The organism is Geodermatophilus sp. SYSU D00684, assembly GCF_054050455.1.
In genome coordinates this window covers 1-15,720 of record NZ_JBJGZI010000050.1, presented here as the reverse complement: position 1 = coordinate 15,720, position 15,720 = coordinate 1, and the positions used below count along the sequence as shown (strand labels likewise).

Genomic DNA, 15,720 nt, shown 5'->3' with positions numbered 1-15,720 from the left:
CCGACCTCGCGCTGCGGGGCGAGGTCGGGCACCGCGAGATGAGGTCGGGCGCCGCGCCGCCGTCGTCAGGCCGGCTCGAGCTCCTCGCCGCAGGCGGGGCAGCGGGTGGGCGGGTCCTCGTCGGCGATCCGCCCGCACGCCGGGCACACCCGCGCCAGCCAGCACGCCGGGTCCCCGCCCTCCTCGGGCACCTCCCGCCGGGGCGGCGTCCCGGTCACCGCGCCGGCGAACTCGCCGAGCGCGGCGAGGACCGGCCCGCGGCGGTCCGCGGGCAGGGCGGCGAGGGCGGCTCGCAGATCGGCCAGGCGCAGTGCGTCGTAGCGGTCGAGCAGCTGCTCCCCGGCGGCGGACAGCCGCAGGCTGACCGAGCGGCGGCTCGCCGGTGAGGGACGACGCTCCACCCAGCCGGCCGCGACCAGCCGGTCGACCAGCCGGCTGGTCGTCGAGACGCCGCCGCCCACCCCGGAGGCGAGGTCGGCGAGGGAGGCCCCGGACCGCGCACGCAGGACGGTGAGTGCGCGCAGCTGCACGACCGAGACCTCCCCCACCCGCGCGGCGGCCCGGGTGGAGACCCCGACGACGGCCCGTGCCAGCCCGAGCAGCACGTCGTCGTCCACAGGAGCCTCCCCGGGAGTTGCATTTCAGCAACAGTTGGCATGGTGCATCGATCGAGGAGCGCAGCGTACGGCACCGGCCCCGAGACGAGGAGGACGACGATGCCCCGCACCGCACGCGCGATGCCCGCGGCCCCGGTCCTCGCCGTGTGCGCCTGCACCGCCGAGGAGCCGCTGTCGATCCCCGCGGCCCCGAGGTGACGGGCGGTGCGATCGGTCCTGACGAGACCGTCACCGGCGACCTCTCGCTGCTGCAGGTCCAGCTCGAGTACCCGCTGGACGGGCTGTACGAGGAGGGCGAGGACGCCCGGCTGTTCCTCGGCATCGCCGACTCCGGCGCCGAGGACGACACCCTGACCTCCGTCGAGGGTCCCTTCGCGGAGGCCGTCGACGCGGACGGCGGCGCGTTCTCGATCGACGTCCCGGCAGACGACACCGTCTACGTCGGCGCGGAGGACGCCCCGTCGATCACCCTGGCGGGCCTGGAACGGTCACTGCGGTCCTCGCAGTCGATCCCGGTGACGTTCGAGTTCGCCCGGGCCGGTGAGGTGACGGTGGACGTGCTGGTCGCCGCCGAGCGCCAGCACCCCGAGCCGCCGTACGACTTCCCCGACCCCGCGGAGGACCCCAGCACCTGACCCGCAGCGCCGCACGGTGACGCGGGTCGCGGCGACCGTCCGGGGCCGGCTGGGAACATGGACGTCGTGCCGTCGCCCGCCCCGCGCCGAGAACGAGCGCGCCGCACCGCCCTGACCGCCGCCACCCTGGCCCTCCCCGCGGGCTGGCTCGCCCGCGCGCTGTGGGGCCTGCCCACGGCGATCGGCGCCGGCCGGCGGGAGATCCGGCCCACGGCGGCCGGCTCGCCGCAGTGGTCGCACGGCAAGTTCCACAACACGCTGCCCACGCCCACGCTGCCGCCGCCCAACGCCCGCCGCGGCCTGCTCCGTCAGTGGCACGACGACCGGCACGTCGGCCTGCCCGCCCGCCCGGTGCCGCTGGCCCGCCCGGAGATCCCGGCCGAGGCCGGCGAGCTCGCCGTCACCTGGTTCGGGCACTCGAGCGCGCTGCTGGAGGTCGACGGCGCCCGCGTGCTGGTCGACCCGGTGTGGGGGTACCGCGTCTCGCCGTCGCCGGTGTTCGGCCCCACCCGGCTGCACGAGCCGCCGGCGCCGGTGGAGGCCCTCCCCCGCGTCGACGCCGTGCTCATCTCGCACGACCACTACGACCACCTGGACCTGCCCACGGTGCGGGCGCTGGTCGAGCAGCAGGACGCGCCGTTCGTCGTCCCGCTGGGCGTGGGCGTGCACCTGCGCCACTGGGGCGTGCCGGAGGACCGCGTCGTCGAGCTGGACTGGGACGGCGCGACGACGGTCGGCGACCTGACGATCACCTGCACCGAGGCGCGGCACTTCTCCGGCCGCTACCTCACCCGCGACACCACGCTGTGGTCGTCGTGGGTGGTGGCCGGCCCGCGGCACCGCGTCTTCTTCGGCGGCGACACCGGCTACACGCCCGCCTTCGCCGGCATCGGCGCCCGGCTGGGCCCCTTCGACCTCACGCTGCTGCCGATCGGCGCCTACAACGAGGCCTGGGCGCACATCCACATGGACCCCGAGGAGGCGGTGCGCGCGCACGGCGACCTCGGCGGCGGGGTGCTGCTGCCGGTGCACTGGGCCACGTTCAACCTGGCCTTCCACCGCTGGGACGAGCCGGTGCAGCGGCTGCTCGGCGCCGCCGGGCGCTCGGGCGTGCGGGTGGTCGTGCCGCGGCCGGGCCAGCGGGTCGACGTCCTGGCGCCGCCGCCGCTGGAGGACTGGTGGACCGCGGTCGGCTCGCCCGGGGCCGGTCCCGCCCGGCACGACGACGCCGGCGTGAGCGAGACCGTGCTCGCCCGCGTGCTCTCCCGGCTGATGGCGCTGCGGGTCGGCTGACGCTCAGGCGCTGCGGCGCACGACCAGCTCGGAGGGGAAGAACTCCGTCTCGTGCGCCGCGGCACGGGTGAGCACGGCCCGCACCGCCGCGCCGGCGATCCGCTCCACCGGGTGCGTCGCCGTCGTCAGCCCGGTGACCCCGGCGAGGGGGACGTCGTCGAACCCGGCGACCGCGACGTCGCCGGGGACCTGCCGGCCGTGCCGGCGCAGCACCGCGAGGACGCCGAGGGCGACCTCGTCGCAGCTGGCCAGGACCGCGTCGGTGTCCGGCCAGCGGGCGAGGACCTCCTCGGCCCCCGCCTCCCCCGCCGCGGCGTCGAAGCCGCCGGGCACGGGGCGCGCCTCCAGCCCGGCCGCGACGACGGCCGCGCGGTAGGCCGCGACCGGGCGCCCGGCGCACGGCAGCCACGGCGGGCCGGTGACCATCGCGATCCGCCGTCGTCCCGACCGGAGCAGGTGCGCGACCGACGCCCCGGCCGCCGCGGCGCCGTCCACGTCGAACGACGGGACGTCCGCGCTGCCGGTGCCGATCGACACCACCCGGCCGCGCAGCCCCCGCGGCACGGCGGCGAGCAGCTCGTGCGTGGTGTTGACCAGGACGACCCCGCCGACGGTGCGGTCGCGGGCCAGGGCGTCCAGCTCGGCGCCCGGCGCGTGCAGCGGCAGCCGGCGGACGGCGATCCCGAGCCCCTCCGGGGTGAGCACCCGCGCGCCCGCGGTCACCACCCGCGCCAGGTACTCGCAGTCGAGGACCGCGTCCGACGTCCCGGTGACGGCGACGACGACCCGCGTGCCGGTGCCGGTGGCGAGGGCGCGCGCGACCGGGTCGGCCGCGTAGCCGAGCGCCTCGGCGGCGGCGCGCACGCGGCTCAGGGTCTCCGCGGACACCGGCCCGCTGCCGGTGACCACCCGGGACACCGTCGCGCGCGAGACGCCCGCGGCCCGCGCGACGTGCTCGAGGGTCACCGTGGGAGGCGGGGCGTCGGGCACCCGGCCGTCGTACCACCCCGGCGGCGCCGGAGGGGAGCCCCCGGCGGGCTGGGACCGCTCTCAGCGCAGCAGCTTGCTCATCCGCCGGTCGGCCAGCGGCTTGCCGCCGGTCTGGCAGGTCGGGCAGTACTGCAGCGAGGTGTCGGCGAAGCTGACCTCGCGGACGGTGTCCCCGCACACCGGGCACGGCAGGCCGGTGCGGGCGTGCACCCGCAGCCCCGACCGCTTCTCGCCCTTGAGCGTCGCCGCCGCCTGGCCCACCTGCCGGTCCAGCGCGTCGGTGAGCGTGGCCCGCAGCGCGTCGTACAGCCGGACCAGCTCGTCGTCGGTGAGCCTGTCGGCCATCTTGAACGGCGAGAGCCGGGCGGCGTGCAGGATCTCGTCGGAGTAGGCGTTGCCGACGCCGGCCAGCACGGTCTGGTCGGTGAGCGTGCCCTTGAGCTGCGCGTGCCGCCCGGCCAGCAGCGCGGCGAGCTGCTCGCGGTCGACGGCCAGCGCGTCCGGACCGAGCCGGCCGATGCCGGGCACCTCCGACGGCGAGCGGACCAGGTACACGGCGAGGCTCTTGCGGGTGCCCTGCTCGGTGAGGTCGAAGCCGTTGCCGTCGTCCAGGTGGATGCGCAGCGCGAGCGGGCCCTTGCCGGGCTTGGGCGGCGCGGTGGGCAGGCCGGTGCGCCAGTGCAGCCACCCGGCGCGGGCCAGGTGCACCACCAGGTGCAGCCCGGAGACGTCGAGGTCGAGGAACTTGCCGTGCCGGGCGGCGCCGGTGACCTCCAGCCCGGCCAGCGCCGACAGCGGCGGGTCGAAGGTCTTGAGCGCCTGCAGCGCGGTCAGGTCGGCGCGCGCGACCACCCGGCCGACGGCGTTCTCGCGGAGGAACGCGGCCAGCGCCTCCACCTCGGGCAACTCGGGCACCCGGCCATGATCCCCGCCGTCGTCCCCTCCCGTCGTCCCCGATCGTGTGCACTTCCGCGGAAGTGCCCGGGCGTCAGCCGACGAACGACGTCCGGTCGGTGACCGTCGCGGTGGCGCCCGGCTCGGCGCGGGCGGCGTCGGCCACCGCGGCGGCCACGGCCTGCGTGACGGCCGGGTCGAACACGCTCGGGATGATGTAGTTGGCGTTGAGCTGGTCGTCGCGGACGATCGCCGCCAGCGCCTCGGCCGCGGCCAGCAGCATCCCGGTGCTGATCTCGGTGGCGCGGGCGTCGAGCAGCCCCCGGAAGACGCCGGGGAAGGCCAGCACGTTGTTGATCTGGTTGGGCAGGTCCGAGCGGCCCGAGGCGACGACGGCGGCGTGCTGCCGGGCCCGGACCGGGTCGACCTCCGGCGTCGGGTTGGCCATCGGGAAGACCACCGCCCGCTCGGCCATCGCGGCCAGCGCCTCCACCGGCAGCACGTTGCCGGCGCTCACCCCGATGAACACGTCGGCGCCGACCAGTGCGTCGGGCAGCTCGCCGCGCACGCCCGCGGGGTTGGTGCGCCGCGCGAGGTCGGCCTTGGCCGGGGACAGCCGCTCGTCGTCGGGCGACAGGATCCCCTCGCGGTCCCACACGAGCACCTGGCCGGCGCCGGCGGCGAGCAGCAGGTTGACGATCGCCGTCCCGGCCGCGCCGGCCCCGGCGACGACGATCCGCACGTCGGCCAGCCGCTTGTCCACCACGCGCAGGGCGTTGCGCAGCGCGGCCAGCGCCACGATCGCCGTCCCGTGCTGGTCGTCGTGGAAGACCGGGACGTCGAGCCGCTCGCGCAGCCGGGCCTCGATCTCGAAGCACCGCGGCGCGGCGATGTCCTCGAGGTTGATGCCGCCGAAGCCGGGCGCGATGAGCTCGACGGTGCGCACGATCTCGTCGACGTCCTGGGTGTCCAGGCAGATCGGCCAGGCGTCGATGTCGGCGAACCGCTTGAACAGCGCGGCCTTGCCCTCCATCACCGGCAGCGCGGCGCCGGGCCCGAGGTCGCCCAGGCCCAGGACGGCCGACCCGTCGGTGACGACGGCGACGGTGTTGCCCTTGATGGTCAGCCGGCGCACGTCCTCGGGGTGCTCGGCCAGCGCCAGGCACACCCGGGCCACCCCGGGGGTGTAGGCCATCGACAGGTCGTCTCGGGTCTTGAGCGGCACCTTCGAGGCCACCTCGAGCTTGCCGCCGAGGTGCAGCAGGAACGTGCGGTCGCTGACCTTGCGCACGGACACACCGGGCACGGCGCCGAGTGCGGTGACCATCTCCTCGGAGTGCGCGGCGTCGGCGGCCGAGCAGGTCACGTCGACGGTCAGCCCGTCGGGCCGGGAGTCGACGACGTCGATGGCGGTCACCGCGCCGCCGGCCTCGCCCACCGCCGTCGCGATCCGGCCGATGCTGGCCGGGTCGCCGTCGGCGGTGAGCCGCACGGTGATCGAGTAGGAGGCCGAGGTGACCGGACCGCGGGGGACGGCGGCCGGCTCGCCGAGGGCGGTCGGGTCCGCTGCTGTGTCGCTGCTCACACCCCGATCGTGGCACCGCCGGGCACGGACCGCGCTCAGCCGCCGGGGATCGGCTCCAGTACGACCTCCAGGCCGCCGTCGGCCGCGGCCGCGACCAGCGCGGCACCGTCGAGCGGCGGCGGGCCGAGCAGCGTGGCCAGGGCGGCCTGCGGCCCGGCCGGGACGGCGACGACGACCACCCGGGCCGCGGCGTCCCCGCCGGCCAGCGACCAGGGCACGCCCCGCGGGCAGACGACGGCCGAGCCGGGCGGGCGCGGCCGCACCGGCGCGGAGCCGACCGCCACCAGCGGGCAGCCGGCGGTGACGACGAGCACCACGTCGGCGCCGCGGGCGACCAGACGGCGCGGCGGGCAACCCGGCGGGACGGTCACCGCCTCGGCGGCGGGACGGCCGGGCGGGGGGACGGCGTCGAGCGGCTCCATGCCCCGCACGGTGCGCCCGCGTGCTGGTGGGCCGCTGGTCCCGCCCCCCGCCAGCGGCCGACCAGCGCCCGACCAGCCCCGGCTCCGACGGTGGTCGCCGATCGAGACCGACCTCCCCTGGAGCCGCCATGAGCACCGCTTCGTCCCTGTCCACCTCCTCCCCGTCCACCCCGCCGGCCGCACCCGCGGCCCGCCCGTCGCCGTGGCGGGAGATCGGCGTCTTCCTCGGCGCCACCGCCGGCCTGCTCACCCTGACGACCGCCGTCGCGGCGGCCGCGGACGCCGACGTCGCGCACGTCGACCAGGAGCCGCCGCTGGTCCAGGCGCTGCTGTTCGGCCAGGCGCTGATCCCGCTGCTGGCCGCCGTCCTCGCCCGGCTGGTCACCGCCGGGACGCTGCGCCGGCCCGGCTGGGGCTTCCGCCGGACGTCGTGGCGCAGCCTCGGCACCGCCTGGCTGTGGGCCCTGCTGCCGACGCTGACCGCCGGCGGCCTGCTCTGGGCCACCGGGCTGGCCGGCTTCGCCTCCGACGGGCTGACGCCGACGGTGGCGCTCGGCCTGACCGTGCTGGTCCTGCCCTACGTCGCCCTCGCGCTCTTCGAGGACGTCGGCTGGCGCGGCCTGCTGGTGCAGCGCCTGGCCGAGGTCGCCGGCCCGCGCACCGTCGTCCTGGTCAGCGGGCTGGCCTGGTCGCTGTTCCACTGGCCGCTGGTGCTCTTCCTCGGCGGCGCGCCCGCGGGGATCCCGCTGCCGTTCGCGCTGCTGTGCCTGACCGTGGGCACCACCTCGCTGGGCGCCGTGCTCGCCTCGATGCAGCTGCGCTGGGGCATCTGGCCCGGCGTGCTGGCGCACGCGGTGCTCAACGCGCTGCTCTACCACGTGCTCGCGCCGCTGACCGCCGACAGCGGGCCCACCGAGTGGTTCTCCGCGGAGACCGGCGCCGCGGGGGCCGTCACGCTGCTGCTCACCGCGCTCGCCTGGTGGCGGGTGGCGCCCCTGCGCCGGTCCCCCGACGGCGGCACGGTGGCCGCCTGAGCCCCGGGAGGGCCGCGACCACCTACCCTCCCCGGCCGTGGACCTGCGGCTGGACGTGCTCGGGCCGACGCGGCTGCTCCGCGACGGCGCCGCGGTGGACCTCGGCGGGCGCCGGCCCGCCGAGGTCCTCGCCCTGCTGGCCGCCGCCGAGGGGCGGACCGTGCAGGCCGCCGCGCTGGCCGACCGGCTGTGGCGCGGCGCCCCGCCGGCCACCGCGACGACGACCCTGCAGGGCCACGTCAGCCGCCTGCGCCGGCTGCTCGACCCCGGCCGCGGCGCCCGCGACGCCGCCGTCCTGGTCACCCGCGGCGACGGCTACGCGCTGGTCCTGCCGCGCCCGGCCGTCGACGCGCACGCCTTCGCCGACCTGGTCACCGCCGGCACCGCCGCCGGCGACCGGGAGGCCGCCCGGCTGCTGACCGAGGCGCTGGCGCTGTGGCAGGACCGGCCCTACGCCGACGTCGCCGACGTGGACGACGTCGTGCCCGCGGTGGCACGGCTGGAGGAGCTGCGACTGGTCGCCGTCGAGCGGCTGGCCGAGGCGCGGCTGGCGCTGGGCGCGGGCGCGGAACTGGTGCCCGACCTCACCGCGGCCGCCGCCGTCGCCCCGCTGCGCGAGCACACCGCCGCGCTGCTGGCCCGGGCGCTGTACCGGGCCGGGCGGCAGGGCGACGCGCTGGACGTGCTGCGCCGCACGCGGGAGCGGGTCGCCGACGAACTGGGTCTGGACGCCTCCGCCGAGCTGCGCGACGTCGAGGCCGCCGTCCTGCGGCAGGACGCCGCGCTGGCCGCCCCGGCGCGGGCCCCGGCACCCGCCGCCGCGCCCGCGCCGCGGGCCGAGCCGGCCGGGGACGGCTTCGTCGGCCGGCCCGGCGAGCTGGCCGCGCTGGCGGCGGCGTGGGCGGCCGCGGGCGCGGGCCGCGGCACCGCCGTCGTCGTCACCGGCGAGCCGGGCATCGGCAAGACCCGGCTGGTCGAGGCGTTCGCCGCCCGCGCCGGCGCCGCCGTCCGCTGGGGCCGCTGCGCCGAGATCGGCGGCGCGCCGCCGTACTGGCCGTGGCAGCAGGTGCTCGGCGGACTGCCCGAGGCGGCGCTCGGCGCGGACACCGGCGCCCGCTTCGCCCTCGGCCTGGACACCGCCCGCCGGCTGCACGCCCTCGCCGCCGAGCGGCCGCTGCTCGTCGTCCTCGACGACCTGCAGTGGGCCGACGGCGACTCCCTGCACGTGCTCGAGGTGGTCCTCTCCCAGCTGCACGGCAGCCGGCTGCTGCTGGCGGCGACCTGCCGCGAGGAGGCCACCGCCGACCCGGTGCTCACCCGCGTGCTGGGCCTGGCCGCCCGGCTGCCCGGCGCACGGCGGCTGCGGCTGGCCGGCCTGGCCGCCGACGAGGTGGCCGACCTGGTCGCGGGGCTGCGCGGGGACACCCCGGCCGGCGCCGCCGTCGCCACGCTGGCCGAGCGCACCGGCGGCAACCCGTTCTTCGTCACCGAGCTGGCCGCGCTGCCGCCGTCGGCCGGGGAGAGCGTGCCGGCGGGGGTCCGCGACGTCGTCCGGCTGCGGCTGGCCGCGCTGCCCGCACCCGCGCGCGACGCGCTCGCCGCGGCCGCCGTCGCGGGCCGGGACGTGCCGGTCGGGCTGCTGGCCGCCGTCCTGTCCGGCGACGACGGCGGGGTGGCGGCGGCGCTGTCCGCGGGCCTGCTGGTCGAGACCTCCCCCGGCCGGGTGCGCGTGGCGCACGACCTGGTGCGCGAGGTGCTGCTGGCCGACCTCGGGCCGGTCGAGCGGGCGCGCGTGCACGGCCGCACCGCCGACGTGCTGGAGGCCGGGCCCGCGGCGGCGACCGCGGCCGGCGCCATCGCCGTGCACCGCAGCGAGGCCGCCGCCGGCGGTCCGGACCCGGCGGCCGCCCGCGCGTGCCTGCGGGCCGCCCGCGAGGCGCTGGACCGGGCCGGCGTGGAGGAGGCCGCCGCGCTGGCCGACCGGGGGCTGGCGCACGTCCCGCCCGGGGAGGCGGCGCTGGCGGCGGACCTGCACCTGGTGCGCGGCCGGGCGCTGCGCCGGCTGGGGCTGCTGGAGGAGAGCGGCGCCGCCCTGCGCGCCGCCGCGGACCTCGCCCGCGGGATCGGCGACGCGCCGCGGCTGGCCCGGGCCGCCGTCGCCTCCGCCGGCGGCGGGCTCGGCGGCTACTGGGCGTCGGTCGGCGCGCCGGCGGCCACCGACGTCGCGCTGCTGGAGGAGGCCGCGGCCGGCGCCGACGCGCTGCCGCCGGAGCTGGCCTCGGCAGTGCTCGCCGCGCTGGCGGTGCAGCGGTCCTCGATCGGCGAGGCGGGCGGCCGGGAGCTGGCCGACCGCGCGCTCGCCGCGGCCGGCGGCGTCCCGTCCGCGCGGCCGCGGGCGCGGGTGGCCCGGTTCGTGGCCGACTGGACGCCGGCGCACGCGGCGCAGCGGGTGGAGCTGGCCCGGGCGCTGCTGCGCGAGTCCACCGGCGACCCCGCCGCCGAGGCCACCGCCCTGCACCTGCTGCGCTGCGCCCTCACCGAGACGGTGCAGGCCGACGAGGCCGCGGCGGTGTCCCGCCGGTTCACCGAGCTGGCCACCCGGCGCGGCGACGGCGACCTGCTGCAGCTGGACGCCTGGTGGTCCGCGGGGCTCGCGCTGGCCCGCGGGGACGCCGACGGCGCCCGCCGCCTGGCCGACGCCGCCGTCCGCGAGGCGCCGACCACCTCCCCGGCCGCCGCCGACGTCACCCGGATGTCGCGGCAGACGATCGAGGGCATCGCCGCCTGGCACGAGCGGGCCATGGGCGCGCTGGTGCCCGAGGTCGTCGACCTGGCCGCGACCGTCGACGCCGGGTTCCTGTCCGTCCTCGCGCTGGCCCACGCGCAGGCCGGGCGGCGGGAGCAGGCGCACGCCGTCGTCGAGCGGTGGCTCGCGTTCCCGGCGCACGGCGCCCGCGAGCCGGTGCGGGCGGTGCTGCTCGCCGACGCCGCCCTGGAGCTGCGCGACCGCGACCTCGCCGCCTCCCAGCTGCCGGCGCTGGAGAGCTACGGCGACACCGTGGTGGTGCTGTGGGCGGGCACGACCGTCCTCGGCCCGACCGCGCTCTACCGCGGCGGCGTGCTCGGGCTGCTCGGCCGGCCGGGCGCCGCGGCGGAGCTGCGGCGGGCGCTGGAGATCTGCGACGCGTTCGGCTTCGCCCCGTTCGCCGCCCGCGCCCGCGCGCTGCTGGCCGAGCACGGCTGACCCCCGTCCCGGGCTCAGCCCGGGCCGCGCAGCCGGAACGGCCGGTCGGCGGCGAGCGGCTGCCGCGCCCAGGCCAGCAGCCCGGCGACGTCGATCCCGTGCGGCGGCGCGGCCGCGTAGGGCGCGACGTTGCCCGCGCCGCGCTCGACCAGCCGGGCGGCGCCGGGCCCGTTGCCCCGGGCGGCGTGGGTCAGCCCGACGGCGAGCTGCGCCAGCCCCCGCCACAGCTGCCGCTCCGTCTCCGGCGCGGACTTCCAGGCGTCCTCCAGCACCTCGTGGGCGTGGAACGGGCGCCCGGCGTCGAGCAGCCGCTGCGCCTCGGTCAGCGCCTCGTCCGGCGTGCGCGGCACCCCCTCCGGCGCGCGCTCCTCGCCCACGGCGCCGCGGGGCAGCGGGCGGCCGAGGGCGTCGCGGGGCCGGGCGTTGCGGGCCCGCCCCGCGGCGTCCCGGTCCCGGGGGGAATCCACCGGACGATCCTCGCGCGAACACCGGACGACGGCGCGGTGCGCCGCCGCTCCGGGGGTTGTCACCAGGGCCGTGTAGTGCATGGATGGGAGTCGAGGACGGCCCCTGCGCGAGGCCGCCCCCGCACCGACCCGCGGTCGTTCGCGACCGGTCCGGACCTGGAGGGGGTGGGCCCCGTGGGCCCTGCCGTGGAGGAGCGCACCGCGCTCGACCTCGAGACCGCCGTCGCCACCGTCACCGCCACCGCGCTGCGGCCCGGCCCGGCGGGCCCGGTCGGCCTGGAGCTCGAGGCGCACCTGGTCGACCTCGACGCCCCGGCCGCCCGGGTGCCCTGGGACCGGGTGTGCGCGGCGGTGGCCGGGGTGCCGGCCCTGCCCGGCGGCAGCCGGGTGACCCTGGAGCCCGGCGGGCAGGTGGAGCTGTCCGGGCCGCCGCTGCCCGGCGCCGCGGCCGCGGTGGCCGCGCTGCGCACCGACCGCGCCGTCCTCGCCGCCGCGCTGGCCGCGCGCCGGCTCGGGCTGGCGCCGGTGGGCACCGACCCGCTGCGCCGCCCGGCCCGGGTGAGCCCGGCGCCGCGCTACCGCGCGATGGAGCGGCACTTCGCCGCCGCCGGCTGCGGCCCGGCGGGGACGGCGATGATGACCGCGACCGCGTCGCTGCAGGTCAACCTGGACGCCGGCCCGCGCAGCGGGTGGAGCCGCCGCGTGGCGCTGGCCCACCAGCTCGGCCCGGTGCTGGTCGCCGTCTCGGCCTGCTCGCCGCTGCTCGGCGGGCGGGTCACCGGCTGGCGCTCGTCGCGCCAGCAGGTGTGGGGCGCCCTCGACCAGGCCCGCTGCGGCCCGATCCTCGGCGGGGCCGACCCGGCCGGCGAGTGGGCCGCGTACGCGCTCGCCGCGCCGGTGATGCTGGTCCGCGACCCGGACACCGGCGACGCCGAGCCGGTGCTCTCCCGCACCCCCTTCGCCGACTGGGTGACCGGCGCGGTCCCGCTGGGCGGGCGCCGGCCCACCCAGGCCGACCTGGACTACCACCTGTCCACACTGTTCCCGCCGGTGCGGCTGCGCGGCTACCTGGAGATCCGCTACCTCGACGCCGCGCCCGAGCCGTGGTGGCCGGCGCTGGCCGCGGTCACCGCCGCGCTGCTCGACGACCCGGCCGCCGCCGACGCCGCCGCCGAGGCGACCGCGCCGGTCGCCGGGGCGTGGACCCGCGCCGCCCGCGACGGGCTGGCCGACCCCGAGCTGCGCGCCGCCGCGGTGCGCTGCCTGGCCGCGGCGCTGCCCGCCGTCGACCCGTGCCTGCGCGGCGACGTCGCCGCGCTGGCCGGGCTGGCCGGGCGCGGCCGCAGCCCCGGTGACGTGCTGGCCGACGCCGCCCGCGCCGGCGGCCCCGCGGCCGCCCTGGCCGCCGCCACCGGGACCGCCCCGCAGGCCGCCACCGCCACCGCCCCCGTCGACCCGGAGGTGCACCCGTGAGCACGACGCACGAGCGGCTCGCCCGCGAGCTGGAGACCGCCCGGCAGCGGACACTGCTGCTCACCGACCTCGACGAGCCCGAGCTGCTGCGCCAGCACAGTCCGCTGATGAGCCCGCTGGTGTGGGACCTCGCGCACGTCGGCCAGCAGGAGGACCTGTGGCTGCTGCGCCACGGCGACGCCCGCCGCGCCGGCCTGCTGCCGCCCGCCGTGGAGAAGCTCTACGACGCCTTCACCCACCCGCGCGCGGTCCGCGACAAGCTGCCGCTGCTGCCGCCGGTGGAGGCCCGCTCGTTCGTCGCCGAGGTGCGCGGCCGGGTGCTCGACCGGATCGCGCACGCCGGGCCGGACGACGACCCGTTCGACGTCGCGATGGTCGTCAGCCACGAGGCGCAGCACACCGAGACGATGCTGCAGACCCTGGGGCTGCGCGTCGGGCCGCCGGTGCTGGGCACGGGCGGCCCGCTGCCGCCCGGGCGGTCCGGGGTGGCCGGGACGTCGGTGCTCGTGCCCGCCGGCCCGTTCGTCCTGGGCGTGGACGCCGCCGACGAGCCGTTCTCGCTGGACAACGAGCGCGGCGCGCACGTCGTCGACCTGCCCGCCTTCCGCATCGGGCGGGTGCCGGTGACCAACGCCGAGTACGCGGCGTTCGTGGCCGACGGCGGCTACGACACCCCCGGCTGGTGGTCGCCGCGGGGCTGGGCGCACCGGCAGGAGGCCGGCCTCGAGCGGCCGCTGTACTGGGGCCCGGGCGGCGCCCGCACCCGCTTCGGCGTGCTCGAGGACGTCCCGCCCGACGAGCCGGTCCAGCACGTCACGTTCTTCGAGGCCGAGGCGTACGCGGCGTGGGCCGGCGCCCGGCTGCCCACCGAGGCCGAGTGGGAGAAGGCCGCCGTCTGGGACCCGGCGACCGGCCGCCGGCGCCGCTGGCCGTGGGGCGACGCCGGCCCGACGCCGGCGCTGGCCAACCTGGGCGGGGCGGCGCTGCGCCCGGCGCCGGTGGGCGCCTACCCGGCGGGCGCCTCGGCGTACGGCGTGGAGCAGGTCGTCGGCGACGTCTGGCAGTGGACGTCGTCGGGCTTCGAGGCCTATCCCGGCTTCACGCCGATGCTGTACGCCGACTACTCGGCGCCGTTCTTCGGCGGCGACTACCGGGTGCTGCGCGGCGGCTCGTGGGCGGTGGACCCGTCGATCCTGCGGCCGTCGTTCCGCAACTGGGACCACCCAGTGCGGCGGCAGGTGTTCAGCGGGATCCGGCTGGCGTGGGACGTCGACGGGGCGGGTGCCTGACCGTGTGCCGGCACCTCGCCTGGCTGGGCCGGCCGCGGTCGGTGGCCTCGCTGGTCCTCGAGCCGCCGTCGTCGCTGCTGGTGCAGTCCTGGGCGCCGCGGCGGCAGCGGTACGGCACCGTGAACGCCGACGGCTGGGGCGTCGGCTTCTTCGCCCCCGGCCGGGCGGAGCCGGTGCGGTGGCGCTCGGCGCGGCCGCTGTGGGCCGACCCGTCGTTCGCCTCGGTGGCGCCGGTGCTGGAGTCCGGCTGCGTGGTGGCCGCGGTCCGGTCGGCGACGGCGGGCATGCCGCTGGAGGAGAGCGCCGCGGCACCGTTCACCGACGGCCGCTGGCTGCTGTCGCACAACGGCCGGGTCGACCGGGCCGTGCTCCCGCCGGTGCGCGACGCCGAGTCCACGGTGGACAGCGCGCTTCTGGCCGCCCTCGTGTTCTCCCGCGGCCCGGACGCGCTGGGCGACACCGTGCGCGAGGTGGCCGCCGCCGACCCCGCCGCCCGGCTCAACCTGCTCGCCGCCGACGGCACCCGCCTGCTGGCCACCACCTGGGGCGACACGCTCTCCGCCCTGGTCACCGCCGAGGGAACGGCGCTGGCCAGCGAGCCCTGGGACGACGACCCCGCGTGGACCGACGTGCCCGACCGCTCGCTGGTCGAGGCGACCCCGGACGGCCTGACCGTCACCCCGCTGACCTGACCCGATCGCGAGCCGAGGAGACCCGTGACGACGACCCGCCACCTCGCCCCCGACGACGTCGCGGCCGCGCTGCGCGCCGACGCCCTGGCCGGGCTGACCGCGACGCCGAAGGCGCTGCCGCCGCGCTGGTTCTACGACGCCCGCGGCAGCGAGCTGTTCGACGAGATCACCCGGCTGCCCGAGTACTACCCGACCCGCGCCGAGCGGGCGGTGCTCGCCGCGCGCGCGGACGAGATCGCCGCGGCCTCCGGCGCCGAGGTGCTCGTCGAGCTGGGCAGCGGCACGTCGGAGAAGACCCGCCTGCTGCTGGACGCCCTCACCCGGGCCGGCACGCTGCGGCGGTTCGTCCCCTGCGACGTCGACCCGTCCGTGCTGGCCGCCGCCGGGGAGGCGGTCACCGCCGAGTACCCGGGCATCGCCGTCGACCCCGTCGTCGGGGACTTCACCGCGCACCTGGGCCTGCTCCCGCGCTCCGGCCGGCGGCTGGTGGCCTTCCTCGGCTCGACGATCGGCAACCTGGAGCCCGGCCCGCGGGCGGCGTTCCTCACCGAGCTGGCCGGCACGCTCGCACCGGGCGACTCCTTCCTGCTCGGCACCGACCTGGTGAAGGACCCCGGCCGGCTGGTCCGCGCCTACGACGACGCCGCGGGCGTGACCGCGGAGTTCAACCGCAACGTGCTGCGGGTGCTCGACCGCGAGCTCGGCGCCGACTTCGACCCGGCGGCGTTCGACCACGTCGCGGTGTGGGACGCGGCGAACGAGTGGATCGAGATGCGGCTGCGCGCGCGGGCCGCGCAGGTCGTCACCGTGCCGGCGGTGGACCTGACCGTGCGCTTCGCCGCGGGCGAGGAGATGCGCACCGAGGTGTCGGCGAAGTTCCGCCGGGAGGGCGTCGAGGCCGAGCTCGCCGCGGCCGGCCTGCGGCTGACGCACTGGTGGACCGACCCCGACGGCGACTTCGCCGTGTCCCTCGCGGTCCCGGCCTAGTGGCGGGGGGGGGGGGGGGGGGGGGGGGGGGGGGGGGGGGGGGGGGGGGGGGGGGGGGGGGGGGGGGGGTGGCCGGCCCAGGGCCCCGACGCCCCCCA

Annotated in this window: 14 protein-coding genes; 8 read left to right on the top strand and 6 right to left on the bottom strand. The window is 78.9% G+C overall.

The genetic code is table 11. The features are described 5' to 3' along the window. Positions 1–65: 65 nt before the first annotated feature. Positions 66–617 (bottom strand): MarR family transcriptional regulator, encoded by a 552-nt coding sequence (locus ACI79L_RS23605; protein ID WP_456939134.1) that lies wholly within the window; start codon positions 615–617, stop codon positions 66–68. Positions 618–811: 194 nt separating this feature from the next. Between ACI79L_RS23605 and ACI79L_RS23600 the strand changes: the two genes are divergently transcribed. Together ACI79L_RS23600 and ACI79L_RS23595 are read left to right on the top strand one after the other, a co-directional pair. Further along, positions 812–1,252: a hypothetical protein gene (locus ACI79L_RS23600; RefSeq protein WP_456939133.1), complete on the top strand. Its 441-nt coding sequence runs from the start codon at positions 812–814 to the stop codon at positions 1,250–1,252. A gap of 57 nt (positions 1,253–1,309) precedes the next feature. Then, the gene (locus tag ACI79L_RS23595; protein ID WP_456939132.1) at positions 1,310–2,545 is read left to right on the top strand and encodes an MBL fold metallo-hydrolase; all 1,236 of its coding nucleotides are present in this window, start codon (positions 1,310–1,312) and stop codon (positions 2,543–2,545) included. Positions 2,546–2,548: 3 nt separating this feature from the next. Here ACI79L_RS23595 and ACI79L_RS23590 read toward each other — a convergent pair whose 3' ends face one another. From ACI79L_RS23590 to ACI79L_RS23575, 4 genes are all read right to left on the bottom strand, one after another. Then, complete coding sequence (locus ACI79L_RS23590; protein WP_456939131.1) at positions 2,549–3,511, bottom strand: LacI family DNA-binding transcriptional regulator; 963 nt, start codon at positions 3,509–3,511, stop codon at positions 2,549–2,551. A gap of 84 nt (positions 3,512–3,595) precedes the next feature. Continuing rightward, complete coding sequence (locus ACI79L_RS23585) at positions 3,596–4,450, bottom strand: Fpg/Nei family DNA glycosylase (RefSeq protein WP_456939130.1); 855 nt, start codon at positions 4,448–4,450, stop codon at positions 3,596–3,598. Between the two features lie 73 nt (positions 4,451–4,523). Continuing rightward, positions 4,524–6,014: a malic enzyme-like NAD(P)-binding protein gene (locus ACI79L_RS23580; RefSeq protein ID WP_456939129.1), complete on the bottom strand. Its 1,491-nt coding sequence runs from the start codon at positions 6,012–6,014 to the stop codon at positions 4,524–4,526. 35 nt (positions 6,015–6,049) lie between these two features. After that, positions 6,050–6,436 (bottom strand): hypothetical protein, encoded by a 387-nt coding sequence (locus tag ACI79L_RS23575; RefSeq protein WP_456939128.1) that lies wholly within the window; start codon positions 6,434–6,436, stop codon positions 6,050–6,052. Positions 6,437–6,564: 128 nt separating this feature from the next. Between ACI79L_RS23575 and ACI79L_RS23570 the strand changes: the two genes are divergently transcribed. Continuing rightward, entirely contained in the window at positions 6,565–7,470 is a 906-nt protein-coding gene (locus tag ACI79L_RS23570) for a CPBP family glutamic-type intramembrane protease (protein ID WP_456939127.1), read from the top strand. 37 nt (positions 7,471–7,507) lie between these two features. Next, positions 7,508–10,714 carry a BTAD domain-containing putative transcriptional regulator gene (locus ACI79L_RS23565; protein ID WP_456939126.1) on the top strand — a complete coding sequence of 1,069 codons (3,207 nt, stop codon included), beginning with the start codon at positions 7,508–7,510 and terminating at the stop codon, positions 10,712–10,714. Positions 10,715–10,728: 14 nt separating this feature from the next. Here the strand turns inward: ACI79L_RS23565 and ACI79L_RS23560 are convergent, their stop codons facing one another. Continuing rightward, positions 10,729–11,181 carry a DUF309 domain-containing protein gene (locus ACI79L_RS23560; protein ID WP_456939125.1) on the bottom strand — a complete coding sequence of 151 codons (453 nt, stop codon included), beginning with the start codon at positions 11,179–11,181 and terminating at the stop codon, positions 10,729–10,731. A gap of 174 nt (positions 11,182–11,355) precedes the next feature. On the opposite strand from ACI79L_RS23560, the gene egtA reads away from it, so the two are divergent. Genes egtA through egtD form a run of 4 tightly spaced genes read left to right on the top strand, consistent with a single transcriptional unit; the run spans position 11,356 to position 15,622 of the window. Next, positions 11,356–12,654 (top strand): ergothioneine biosynthesis glutamate--cysteine ligase EgtA, encoded by a 1,299-nt coding sequence (egtA, locus tag ACI79L_RS23555; protein ID WP_456939124.1) that lies wholly within the window; start codon positions 11,356–11,358, stop codon positions 12,652–12,654. Then, positions 12,651–13,943, top strand: coding sequence for an ergothioneine biosynthesis protein EgtB (egtB, locus tag ACI79L_RS23550; protein ID WP_456939123.1), 1,293 nt, complete (start codon positions 12,651–12,653; stop codon positions 13,941–13,943). Before egtA ends, egtB begins: the two co-directional genes overlap by 4 nt. 2 nt (positions 13,944–13,945) lie before the next feature. Next, complete coding sequence (egtC, locus tag ACI79L_RS23545) at positions 13,946–14,635, top strand: ergothioneine biosynthesis protein EgtC (protein ID WP_456939122.1); 690 nt, start codon at positions 13,946–13,948, stop codon at positions 14,633–14,635. Between the two features lie 24 nt (positions 14,636–14,659). Beyond that, complete coding sequence (gene egtD, locus ACI79L_RS23540; protein ID WP_456939121.1) at positions 14,660–15,622, top strand: L-histidine N(alpha)-methyltransferase; 963 nt, start codon at positions 14,660–14,662, stop codon at positions 15,620–15,622. The last annotated feature ends 98 nt before the right edge of the window (positions 15,623–15,720 follow it).